This window comes from Pseudoalteromonas porphyrae, assembly GCF_001298125.1.
Taxonomy (GTDB): Bacteria; Pseudomonadota; Gammaproteobacteria; order Enterobacterales; family Alteromonadaceae; genus Pseudoalteromonas; species Pseudoalteromonas neustonica.
The window spans coordinates 301,832-314,302 of sequence record NZ_LHPH01000007.1 but is presented as its reverse complement, the minus strand read 5'-3'; the positions used below and the strand labels follow the sequence as shown (position 1 = coordinate 314,302).

The 12,471-nt window shown below is 40.9% G+C and carries 11 protein-coding genes; 1 reads left to right on the top strand and 10 read right to left on the bottom strand.

Going from position 1 to position 12,471, the window contains the following annotated elements; all coding sequences use genetic code 11:
• Window positions 1-8: 8 nt before the first annotated feature.
• The 10 genes from fliL to ADS77_RS08410 form a co-directional block, all read right to left on the bottom strand.
• On the bottom strand, window positions 9-533 hold the full coding sequence (fliL, locus tag ADS77_RS08455) for a flagellar basal body-associated protein FliL (RefSeq protein ID WP_054203309.1): 525 nt from the start codon (window positions 531-533) through the stop codon (window positions 9-11).
• A gap of 91 nt (window positions 534-624) precedes the next feature.
• Window positions 625-3,135 (bottom strand): flagellar hook-length control protein FliK, encoded by a 2,511-nt coding sequence (locus ADS77_RS08450; protein ID WP_054453886.1) that lies wholly within the window; start codon window positions 3,133-3,135, stop codon window positions 625-627.
• A 134-nt stretch (window positions 3,136-3,269) separates the two neighbouring features.
• Window positions 3,270-3,716 carry a flagellar export protein FliJ gene (gene fliJ, locus ADS77_RS08445; RefSeq protein ID WP_054203311.1) on the bottom strand — a complete coding sequence of 149 codons (447 nt, stop codon included), beginning with the start codon at window positions 3,714-3,716 and terminating at the stop codon, window positions 3,270-3,272.
• On the bottom strand, window positions 3,716-5,050 hold the full coding sequence (gene fliI / locus ADS77_RS08440; RefSeq protein ID WP_054203312.1) for a flagellar protein export ATPase FliI: 1,335 nt from the start codon (window positions 5,048-5,050) through the stop codon (window positions 3,716-3,718). Before fliI ends, fliJ begins: the two co-directional genes overlap by 1 nt.
• Before the next feature lie 18 nt (window positions 5,051-5,068).
• On the bottom strand, window positions 5,069-5,887 hold the full coding sequence (gene fliH / locus ADS77_RS08435; protein WP_054453884.1) for a flagellar assembly protein FliH: 819 nt from the start codon (window positions 5,885-5,887) through the stop codon (window positions 5,069-5,071).
• Window positions 5,888-5,890: 3 nt separating this feature from the next.
• The gene (gene fliG, locus ADS77_RS08430; RefSeq protein WP_054203314.1) at window positions 5,891-6,937 is read right to left on the bottom strand and encodes a flagellar motor switch protein FliG; all 1,047 of its coding nucleotides are present in this window, start codon (window positions 6,935-6,937) and stop codon (window positions 5,891-5,893) included.
• On the bottom strand, window positions 6,930-8,645 hold the full coding sequence (fliF, locus tag ADS77_RS08425; protein ID WP_054203315.1) for a flagellar basal-body MS-ring/collar protein FliF: 1,716 nt from the start codon (window positions 8,643-8,645) through the stop codon (window positions 6,930-6,932). Before fliF ends, fliG begins: the two co-directional genes overlap by 8 nt.
• A 20-nt stretch (window positions 8,646-8,665) precedes the next feature.
• Complete coding sequence (fliE, locus tag ADS77_RS08420) at window positions 8,666-8,998, bottom strand: flagellar hook-basal body complex protein FliE (protein WP_054203316.1); 333 nt, start codon at window positions 8,996-8,998, stop codon at window positions 8,666-8,668.
• Window positions 8,999-9,153: 155 nt separating this feature from the next.
• Window positions 9,154-10,599: a sigma-54-dependent transcriptional regulator gene (locus ADS77_RS08415; RefSeq protein WP_054453882.1), complete on the bottom strand. Its 1,446-nt coding sequence runs from the start codon at window positions 10,597-10,599 to the stop codon at window positions 9,154-9,156.
• On the bottom strand, window positions 10,596-11,708 hold the full coding sequence (locus ADS77_RS08410) for a sensor histidine kinase (protein ID WP_054203318.1): 1,113 nt from the start codon (window positions 11,706-11,708) through the stop codon (window positions 10,596-10,598). The genes ADS77_RS08415 and ADS77_RS08410 overlap by 4 nt, the downstream gene beginning before the upstream one ends.
• A gap of 139 nt (window positions 11,709-11,847) precedes the next feature.
• Between ADS77_RS08410 and ADS77_RS08405 the strand changes: the two genes are divergently transcribed.
• Complete coding sequence (locus ADS77_RS08405; RefSeq protein WP_054203319.1) at window positions 11,848-12,435, top strand: DNA-3-methyladenine glycosylase I; 588 nt, start codon at window positions 11,848-11,850, stop codon at window positions 12,433-12,435.
• Window positions 12,436-12,471: the final 36 nt, after the last annotated feature.

Sequence of the window (12,471 nt, the reverse complement as noted above, 5' to 3'; positions counted from 1 at the left end):
CTGACCCCTTATTGCATCACAAAGCCGGTGAATAATACCCGCTCAATAACTTTGCTTCCTTCAACATCAGTGAGCGCCGCTTGCACCTTATCAAGGGCAGCAACGCGAAGCGTTTCTTTACCTTCGCTCGTTCCTAACTCATCAGCTGTAGTGGTTGAAAGTACACCCAAAAGTGTACTTTCAATTAAGGGTATATGTTTTTTAGCTGTTTCTTCATTTACATCACCACGTACTAATAATTGTACTTTTATTTGCACTATGCGGTCTCTGCTAGCTCCTGGGACGTTAAATACAAATGGTCGTGGCATTGCAACATATAAAGCACTGCCAACAGAAGCCCCCGATGTTGAACTTTCAGCTTCTTGAGTTGTAACCGTTTCTTCAGCTAATGTTTCTTCTGGTGAATCAGAGCCAGACATTAAGAAAAATCCAACGGCACCACCGATAACAAGCACTGCAGCAGCAATAATAATTATTAGCTTTTTCTTACTCTTACCGCCATCTTCAATTTCTAAATTTGCTTCTTCTGCCATGATGGTTTCCTCTATGCCTTAATAATGGGCATATTACGAGTATCGTATGCCCATCAAGTTATTTATTCTTATGCTTTTATAATAGCAGGTGTTAGGCGTAGTAATCTATTGATGATGTCGATTGTTGTCCTGACATTCTCGTATTTTGCTCAGCTAATGTACTTTCACTCTCATTTTGCTGCTGATTATTTGCATGCTGACTACTTTGCGATTGCTCATCCGCTCCAGATCCATTTTGGCTATTACCTTGCTCAATACTGCTTTCACCTAATTCAATACCTTGTTGAGCTAACATTTCTCGTAATTTTGGCATTGATTGTTCGAGTGCTTCTTTAGCTTGTTGATTCTGTACTACAAAGTTAATTTGTGCTTGCTCTGCGTCGCTGCGAATACGTATTTGCATGCTGCCCATTTCTGGTGGATCAAGGCGAATCTCAGCTTCTTTATTATTGATACTTAATAAGGCACTCACTCGCTCTTGCAATAATTTTGCGGCATCACTTTTCACTATGTTTAATGCTTGGAGTAATGTTGGATCCAAGTTCACTTGTTTTGTTTGCGACGTTGGGCTTGCCTGTTGAGCTTGTAAAACCTGCATATCTGTAATTTCTTGCTGATAACGCTGCTCACTACTTTCAGCTATTGGCGCTACAAGTGTTGCGACCTGCCCTGTAATTTGTCCAAATAACTGATTGATACGCCCTACTGCTGACTCTCGCGGTAAAACCTGTTCTTTGTTATGACTTTCAAGCAATGCATCTTTTATCACTGCTTGTTGCGTCTCTGATTTTACTACGGCCTCTTGTGTAACTGACTTAATCAATGCCTCTTGCGAAGTCTGAGCTTTGCTAGCCTCTGGACTTGTTACAATGCTTGCAGCTGTACTATTTAAAACTTGAGCACTTTGGGGGGAGATCACTTTTTCTGATTTTTGAGTGTCCGCGGCCACGTGCAATTGATCAAGTTTATCAATAACCGCCGTCACATTATTTAATGCCGCGCCTTTTGGCTGTGCCGTTGCTAAAAACTGTTGTAATTGAGTCCTCAAGGCCTGCTTATCAGCATTATTTAACTGTCCAATCGCAACATCAAGCTCTTTACTTACTTTTTCTGATTGCGACATTAATAATGGTTTTTCAACTGTATTTTGAGCTACTTTTTCATTTTTGTTTACTAACTCAGTAATATATTGTTTAAAGGTATCAAGTTTAGCCGGCGTCACCCCCTCCTCAACTATCACAGCAGCTTGACTCTGAAGGGTTTTACGCTGTTCATCTGTTAGATTAGCTAATACAGGGTTACTTTTTATCTCTGTCGCTGACTGGCTATTAAGTAGTGCTTTACTTGCTTTTTCTATCTCAATATCACTTGGTAATATATTTTCTGCCTTATCCGCAATAGCTGCTTCCTTAACTAAATACTGTGAAGATGATGCCACCTGATTTTTAATTTCTTGCGCTGTATTTGTAAGATTGTTGCTAGTCATTACGCGTTTATCTAGGTTATCTGTAGATGTGTTATTTAGTCTATCCGCTGCGTTATTATCTTTATTAGTCACTTCAACTTTATTAGGTACTTCAACTTTCTGTGTTTTATCGCTTGGTAATATAGAAGCTGTCTGTGTCGCTTTATTTTCGGATACTAATGACGCTGTACTTTGTAACTTATCAAGAGGTATAGGCATAGCATCTTCCTTAAGCACTAAACCACTTTTATTGTCAGCAGTGTTAGTCTCAACTTGATTTGAGTTGTGAGTTTTTCTTCGTTCAATCAATTCATCTTTTTCATTACTTACTTGAGCACTGACTGTTGGTGCATCTTTGGTGCCTATTGCTGTTATTTGCGGTTCTGCTTTTGCAGTTTGCGTTGTAGTATTAATTACATTTGCTTCGCCATTATTCACTACACCTTGAGCTGTGTTAACAGGCACGCTTTGCGCTGCATCGCCTTTCTCTTGAATATCGCCAACAATTGGTTCAACAGGTATTGGCGTAACAGTATCACCTGGTCCTTTATTTATCTTTACATTCAACTGCTTATCAATTGCCTCTGAAATGATAGTCTTCCCACTGATTACGGCTAATCTAGGATCAAGTAATTCACTAGTATCGTCAGCGGGTACAGGTTCAATAATAGGTGTAATATCGTCAATCGGGCGAGGCGCTTTAATATAAGGGATTGAAGGATCAAATTTTTCATGTGTTGCGCGATCTAGCAAATTTCCAATCGAGTTTGCATTGGCCACTTTTGGTGAATTAACTCGTGTATCGATGCTATTAGCTGCATTTATATGAGCAAGCATAGCGTCACCAGAACTATCTACTTTATCATCACTTTCAGCGCTGCTCGCTAGTATATCGCTTTCAATTAATGTAAGTTTTTCTTCGGCCGAGTTTGGTTTAGCTTCAACTGAGTCAGCCTTTGTTTCATCTGTCGCTCGACTAGCCTTCACCTTTAACGTATCAGCATGGCCGCTGGCATTTTGCAAAAGACTAAAAAAATCACTTGCTGTACTTTGCGGATCTTTGGCTTCACTGCCCTTTTTAGTTAGCTGGACATCTTGTTCAGTTGAAATGAGTACTGATAGATCACTAATCGCCATAATTCACCTACATAATAAGTGGCAACTTGCCGCCGCAGCTTGCCAGAATAAATACTTCACTGATAAATAAAGCAAGTTATGTGCCTAAGGTAAAAAAAGCAGAAAATAACTTAGCCTCACTATTACTGCACTCGTTATAAAGCGCGGCGCCTTTGATAAAATTGATTTGACGAAAATTCATCTAACATTTTCTGTTCATTTTTTTGAGCAATAACATTTGCTTTAAGTTGCTGTTTTTCTATTAATTTAGCTACTGCCTTAGCTTTAATTTGTTGCTTTAACCATAGGCTTTGTCGCTGTGATACAACTTGTTTTGCTGTATTTACAGTATTTGCTTGTTGGCGTATTGCTTCTTCTATTTTTGCGATAAAGGCATGATACTGACTAAAACCAGCACTGCTTAAACCTGACTGACCTTTTAAGTGAAGTTGTTGCGTATACTCCAATCGAAAGTCATTCAAACCTTGCAGCTTTTGTTGATTACTTTGCAGATGTTGCTGCGCCTGCAGATAATTCATCCTTAGTGATTCTTCTTTCTCAGTTTCTAGTCTAAGCACTAAATCAAGTTTATTTTTCGTCATTATGCTTGTCCTAATAATTGAGCCAGCCCTTGCAGACCTTCGTCATAGCTGATCACATCTTTCATGCCTTGTTGCAAAAAAGCGTTTACTCTTGGCATCATATTAATAGCTTGATCGAGCATCTGGTCCGTACCTTTTTGATATGCTCCTAAAGTGATCATATCTTTATTCTGTTGATACATAGAATAAACTTGTTTAAGTACTCGAGCTTGCTGCATGTGTGGCTCAGACACAACTTGTGGCATCACCCGTGAAATCGATTTTTCAATATCAATGGCAGGATAATGCCCACTGTCAGCGAGCTCTCGCGATAGTACGATATGCCCATCTAAAATCGCGCGCGCAGCATCCGCAATAGGATCTTGCATATCATCGCCTTCACTCAGCACAGTAAAAAATGCAGTGATAGAACCCTGCCCTTCGCCACCATTACCAGCGCGCTCAACCAAGGCAGGTAGTTTCGCAAATACTGATGGTGGGTAACCCTTTGTGGCAGGCGGCTCACCAACCGCTAACGCTATTTCACGCTGAGCCATTGCATAACGCGTAACAGAATCAAGTAATAGCAAAACATTTAACCCTTGGTCGCGAAAATACTCCGCGATTGTGACGGCACTTTCGCACCCTTTTAGACGCATTAAAGGTGACGAGTCGGCTGGCGCTGCAACCACAACTGAGCGCTTTCGTCCCTCGACGCCTAAAATTTCCTCAATAAATTCTTTAACTTCTCGTCCACGCTCACCAACTAAACCAACCACAATCACATCAGCCTCAGACCCTCTGGTCATCATCCCTAGTAATACTGATTTACCGACACCAGAACCTGCAAACAAGCCCATTCGCTGGCCTTGCCCTACTGTAATAATTGAATTTATGGCACGCACCCCCACATCCATCGGTTGACTGATAGGTCTGCGAGATAAAGGGTTTATCGAATTTTGTGCAAATTTAAGATGATGTTCAGCATTGATCGGACCAAGTCCATCTAATGGGCGGCCTAATCCATCGACAACTCGACCAAGTAGACACATTCCAACTGGAAGTCCGGTTTCATTAACTTGAGGTATTACTCGTGCGCCAGGTAGCACCCCTGAGATGTGATCATTAGGCATGAGATACAATGTTTGGTCGTTAAAACCCACAATTTCTGCATCAACAAAACCATGCATGGTTTCAATTTTACACTGGCTACCTACTGGCGCGCGCAAGCCTTTTGCTTCTAAAGTTAAACCAACAACACGCGTTAAAATACCTGCGACCGCAGGGACTGGTACGTGAATATGCTTTTGATATTTTTGTAAACGTTCACTTAAAGGGCGCGATTGACTACTCATAGCAAGCCAGTAATATACTTAGATACCACTACTATGCAAAAAGCTATCCAACGTTTCTTTGACGCGGGTTTTGACTGTCATATCAATTGATGATTGTGCTGTTTTAACTTGGCAACCACCACGTTCTAAAGTGGGCTCTGGTATTAGTTGCCAACCACTCACTGCCAATGCCTCTTCTGTGTAACTATTTTTAATAAGCTCTATGTCTTCTGGGTTTAAATGAATACGTATATTCGGTTGCTCTGTACCCAGTGCATCTATGCATTGCTTTAAACTATGAAGAACAATATCTGGTGACGTTTTTATTTCTTGATAAATAAGCGCTTGTGCAAGCATTACTGCTAGTTGCACAAGCTGTTTTTCAGCTGCGTCATCTACTTTAGCTAATGGTTCACTCAAACTATCTAGTAGACTTCGCAAGCTTGTTAATTGCTCTTCAATTAATGGCTTTACTTCCTCTTGACCTTGAGTTTTACCTAACTCTACGCCTTCTTTGTAACCTGCTTCTTTTCCTTCACCGACGCCTTTCTCAAAACCATCAATATAGCCTTGCTCATGACCTTGTTTTAAACCTTCTTCGTAAGCGTCTTGGCGAATACGCTCTAATTCTGCCATCGTTAACGAAGGGAGTTCAGGCTCTTCAGGTTCAACCTCTGGCTCACTCCTTTGTTGCTCTTTACGATACAGATCAGCAAGCGGTGTACCAAAAGCAGTTGAACGTCCATCATATTTACGCGTATCTTGCGTTACATCTGGAATTGGCCAATTTTCTAATAATTCATCAACCGCTTCTCTTGCATGAAGCGGACGACCTTGATTTGAGCGTGAGTTACTCATCGTTTATAGGAACTCCTCGCCACCGCCACCGCCGAGCATGATTTCACCTGAATCAGCCAAACGTCGCGCAGTTGATAATATTTCTTTTTGTGCCGCTTCAACTTCACTTATTCGCACAGGTGCCATCGCTTCTAAATCATCAGCCAGCATTTCTGCCGCACGTTTAGACATATTACCCAGAATTTTCTCTTTCAGTCCTTCATCTGTGCCTTTAATTGCTTTCATCAATACGTCTTGCTGCACTTCTCGAAGAATGGCTTGGATACCACGATCCTCAACTTCCATTAGATTTTCAAACACAAACATAAGATCTTGGATTTGTTGTGACATTTCTTCATCATGCTCACGTATTGAGTCCATTAACTGACCTTCAACATTCGTATCAAGGTAGTTCATAATATCAGCGGCTGCTTTCAAGCCACCCATTTTCGCAGCTTGCGCGCCAGCTTGACCAGCAAATTGTTTCTCCATGATTTCATTCAATTCTTGCAATGCTGCTGGTTGAACTTCTTCTAAATTAGCAATACGCATGGTTAAATCTAAACGCACTTTTTCAGGGAATTGCGCTAATATTTCAGCTGATTGTTCTGGCTCTAAATACGATAAAACAATGGTTTGAATTTGCGGATGCTCGTTGCGAATAATGTTAGCAACTTGCTTTGAGTCCATCCACTTAAGAGAATCCAGACCTTTAGCACCTGATCCCATTACAATTTGATCAATAAGACTTGCCGCTTTATCTTCACCTAAGGCTGCTGTTAATGCTTTTTTAATAAAGTCTTCTGATTGGAAGCCTATCGTGCTAAAGCTTTGGATTTGCTCTATAAACAAGTTATGTACTGCGCTGATTTTAGCTTGCGATAGGTCATCTACCGCAGCCATTGCCATACCCACCTTTTGAACTTGCTTAGGTTCAAGATGTTTTAATATTTGCGCAGCATCTTCTTCAGATAAACTCAGCAATAAGATTGCGGCTTTATCTACACCGTCTAATTTATCAACATCAAACGCTGTTGGTAGTTGTTTTTGTTCTTGGTCTTGATCAGTCATCTTCTGTTAACCACGCTTTCACAACTTGTGAGGAGAGTTCAGGTTCATTAGCTACAAGGGCACGTACAGCTTTGAGCAAGTCCTCGTCGCCATGTAGGTCTGGTAACTGTAGTGTACCATCACTTGAGAAGCCAACCGAAGCAGAATCAAAATCTTTATTTAGCATATCCAGCGTATTGTCTCCAATATCTACACCTGAACTAAGTGCGTCATCGTCATACTCTTCAAGCGTATCATCTGGGTAGATTAAGCGTTTAAGCATTGGTTTAACAACGGCCATTATAAGCACAACAATGACTAAGAAACCGAGCACTAAACGAACGATCTTCATAAACCAGCTTTGCTCCCAAATTGGTACTTCAATCGCTAACCCCATTTCCTCTCGAACAAAAGGAACGGTCACAACTTCAAGCGCATCACCTCGTTGTAAATCAAAACCTACACCACCTTGCAATAAACGACGAATATTTGACAGCGCTTCGATTGAGCGAGGCACCATGGTCGTTTCACCATTTTCCCCTGCTGTTGCTAAGTAATCTACCGCAACAGAAACACTGATACGACGTATCACACCTGTTTGCTGACGTTTATGAGAAATTGTGGTATCTAATTCGTAATTTCTTGTTGCTTCTTTATGACTACGACTTGGTGAAGTACCTGAGCCAGCTCCGCCTTGACCTGCTACTTCTGGTATGTCTGAATTTGCAGGAGGTTGGTTTGACAAAGCACCAGGTATGCCGATTGCAAGACCACCGATGTTACTTTCTTCAAATGTTGTTTCACTTCTCACTGCCGGTAAATCAGGATTATAACGTTTTTGGGTTTCTTCAATTGAACTGAAATCCATGCTTAAATCTACTTGCGCAGTATAATTGCCCAAGCCCAGTACCGGAATTAGAATGCTATCAATTTTTTCGAGGTATTCCTGCTCACGTTTGCGCTCTACTTCATATTCTTTACGTGAGCGTGACGCAAGTGAACTTTGTGAACCAGAATTTAATAATCGACCATTTTGATCTGTAACTGTAACTCGTGCAGGTTCCAAGCCTTGAACCGCTGACCCTATAATATCAACAATAGAATCAACTTCTTCACTACTAAGCATACGTCCACGCTTGAGTGTTAGCACAACGGTTGCTGATGGTTTTTTCTCACGACGAGCAAACACATTTTCTTTTGGGATGGCTAGTAATACTTTGGCGCGGGTAACATTTTTTAGTTCTTCAATAGTTCGTGCAAGCTGTTGCTCACGACCGTGCTTTAAACGTTCACGCTCTAAACGTTGGCTTACACCAAAACCCATATCTTGCATGATAATATCAGTACCAGAATTTGGGGATTGCTCTAACCCTTCTCGAGTCATTAATAATTTAATGCTTTGATATTCGCCTTCTTCAACAGAAATAACGTTACCATCGAGCTGATATTCAATTTTTTGTGCATCTAAAAAGTCGAGAGTTTGGATAAGCTCTTCTGTTGGCATTTTTCCAAGTGGTCGCATATCTGGTTGTTTTGCCCAAATAATCACAAAAATTGCAATCGCAAGACAAATAGCTAAAGCAATCAGCAGTGTTGCTTGACGTAATATATCAACACCATTAAGAGCACTTAAATAGCCTGACTTTTGTTCTTGTTGCTCTTCACTATCGTTTTGGTCGATACCGCCACCAGCTAAAGCAAGATCTGTTGATTGATTAGATTGCGCCACAATAATTCTCCACTACCTAGTTAAACAGGCATGTTCATGATTTCTTTGTAAGACTCTACAAGCTTATTACGAACCTGAACGGTCGCTTCAAAAGCGACAGATGATTTCTGTGATGCGATCATCACTTCAGCTAACGAAACACTGCGGTCCCCCATTTCTAAGGCCGTCACCTTTTGTTTCGCTTCTTTTTGATGGCCATCGACCGTATTTAACGCGCTAGTAAGTAAATCACCAAATTGTGCTGATGACGTTGGTTGCGCTTCAGTTGGTATGTTATTTACTTGATTACCACGGCTTGTTTCAAGAGCCATGGATTGCATTTCTTGGAATAATGCACTGTTTTCAATTTTCATAATGATCTCTGACGATACAATTTACTTATAACTAGATAAAGCACAAAACGTGCCATAAAATAGTCATTTAAATACAGTTAGTTACAGTTTAATTTAACTTGTCAGAGTTTTGACGGAAGAACGCTCAGTGAGCACTGAGCGTATATTTATAAAAGTTAGGCTGGTAATGCAATACCTAAGTCACGCATTTGCGCCAATTTATAGCGTAATGTTCGCGGACTGATCCCTAAAGTCTCAGCAACATCTTTTCGCTTACCTTGACAGCGAGAAAGCGTTTCTAAAATAATGCGATGTTCTTTATCTTTTAATTCATCTTTGTAGCTGCCAGAGTCCGTACTAATCAATGGCTCACTGTGTGTTGCTTTTGCTTTAATTGTCGGCACTTGTACGTCGTAATACGCTTCATTACTCAATGAGCTTGCTGTGTCAACAGGTAATGGATTGCTAGCTAAAGCGGTGGTTAATGGAGCCGTTGTTAGATTTTCGATAAAAATAGCATTTTCATCGATCACATCACCGTGGCGCAGTATTAATGCGCGCTGGATCACATTATCAAGCTCACGCACATTACCAGGCCAAGCGTGTGATAATAATTTATCCTGCGCTGATAGACTAAGTTGTGCCATTGGCTCTTTGCTTTTACTAATATGACGCTCAATTAAATGCTTTGCCAATATAATAATATCACCAGGGCGCTGACAAAGTGGGCGCCACATCAATGGAAACACATTTAAACGGTAATAAAGATCTTCTCTAAATTGATGCTCACTTACGGCCTCTTTTAGGTCACGGTTACTAGTGGCTAATACTCTAACATCCAATTTAATCGTTTTTCGACCACCTAAACGTTCAACTTCACGCTCTTGCAGTACACGTAGTAGCTTAGCTTGCAGGCTTAAATCCATTTCGGTGATTTCATCAAGTAAAATCGTACCACCTTGTGCTTGCTCAAATTTCCCAGGGCAAGCTTGGATTGCACCTGTAAATGCGCCTTTTTCATAACCAAATAAGGTCGCTTCAAGCATATTCTCTGGGATCGCAGCGCAATTAATTGCGACAAAAGGCTGATCTGCACGATCTGATTTATCATGAATAAACCGTGCTAATACTTCTTTACCTGAGCCACTTGGGCCTAACACCATTACACTGGCATCAGATTTAGCAACTTTACAAGCAAGCTCTAATAATTGAATACTGCTCGGATCTGCGACAATTGGGCCATCCGTTTCTTTTTCTGGTTCTGGTAAATAGCGGCTCACCATATTGAGTAACACTTCTGGCGCAAATGGCTTAGCCATATAATCAATCGCACCTAAGCGCATTGCCTCAACCGCATCATCGATTGTTGCATATGCTGTCATCATCAATACTGGTAAATCAGGGTGATTTAAATTAATGCTCCGCAATAAATCAAGACCACTCATCGCCCCCATTTGCACATCACTTACGACTAAAGAAAAGCTATCTTTTTTCAATAAAACCATTGCTTGTTCAGCGCTATCAGCCGCAACACAATCAATTCCTGACATTTCTAACGTGTCGATCAAAGCCTCTCGAAGCCCTGCATCATCTTCTACAACTAAAATCGTATTGTTACTCATATGACCTCCACTGACTTTGATTCTGCACAAATAGGCAGCAGCAAGCTAAAGCAAGCACCGCCCTGTGTATTATTAGCAACATCAACTCGCCCTTGGTGAGCAATTGTCACTGAGCTAACCACAGCTAAGCCCAACCCTGTGCCTTGGCTTTTAGTGGTATAAAATGGTTCAAATAACTTATCAGCTTGCGTTAAATCAATACCGGGACCATTATCATTAACACTGATCCGAACAAACTCAGGCTCATCTTCATCACGTTGCGCACTTACGTAAACTTTCGCGCCAGCACCAATAACTTGGATACTATTATGAACAAGGTTTTGAATAGCACTCGCCAACGCCGTTTTATTACCGACAATTTCAACATCAGGATCCGGTAGGCTAACCTCAAGTTCGCAATTGTTTAGTGCAACCATCGCATCAGCACCCATTTTCACTTCTGTTAATAGCTGCTGCATAGACACCTGCTCTACCACTTGCTGATCGCCGCTTTTTGCAAATAACAGCATATCGTTCACCTGCGTTTCGAGATCTTTTAACCGTGACATTAATTTTGTATGAAAACTGCCTCGAGAGCTTTCAGGTAAACGCTTGGATCCTAAATTAGCGGCATATAACATAGCCGCAGATAATGGTGTACGCACTTGATGAGCTAAAGATGCCACCATTTTACCCAGTGCACTCAAACGTTGCATATGTGCAACTCGTGTTTGTAAACGACGCGTTTCAGTTAAGTCTGTCATTAAAATTAACTGTCCAGGCTCTGGGGTCAACGCCGTTATTTCTAATTTAATTAAGCGACCATCTTTGAGAGATACTTCATGACCATCATCCTGCTGAGGTCGAAAAGAGCGCTGGATCACGCTAAACCACTTTTCACCTTCAAGTGGCTCGCCAAGCATATCAATCGCTATTTGATTGGCTTTTGCGATCATGCCTCTGGCATCTAGCACCACAACTCCCGCAGGCATAGTATCAACTAAGTGGCTTAACCAGCTGGCTTGTTGACGCAGCTCACTAAGCTCACCCACATACTCTTCTTGCTGAAGGCATGGGTTATATTGGGTAGCTGTGATAAATTGTGGTTTCAAGACATTAGCTAAGGCCATAATCGATACTCTTATAAATCGTTTCTAACGAGTTAAATGCACGATTCATACCACTATTATTAATGTTTATTTTCATAATGTTAGCTTTAAACTTGCGCGACAAAAAAATGACATCGGTTTTAAAAGAAAGGATTATTCAATGAGTAAAGAAAATGTATGTCGCTGCCCTTGGCTCGATACCAGTAAAGAAGACTATGTTAAATATCACGACGATGAATGGGGCGTGCCACTTTATAATGACCAAAAACTGTTTGAGTTTATTACCCTTGAATCAGCACAAGCAGGATTAAGTTGGTATACAATTTTAAAAAAACGCAGTGGCTATCGTCGTGCTTTTTTAGATTTTGATGTAGAAAAAGTCGCGTTAATGAACGAACACGATATTGAACGATTAATGCTTGATGAAACAATTGTTCGCAACCGGCTAAAAATTGCTGCGACAATAAATAATGCAAAACGTTTTATCGAAATTCAGCAAGAGTTTGGTAGCTTTAGTCACTACCAATGGCAGTTTGTGGGTGGTAAGCCGTTAGTGAGTGATTTAGACAAACTCAGTGACTACCCCGCGATTACCGAGGCATCAACTGCGTTTGCAAAAGATTTAAAAAAACGAGGTTTTAAATTTTTAGGGCCAACCACTGTGTACGCCCATATGCAGGCCTGTGGCATGGTAAACGATCACAGTAATGACTGTTTCCGCAAAGCTGAGATTATTGAGCAATACTAGACGCTAGAGAATATTCTCTTTGTACAAAATAACTTT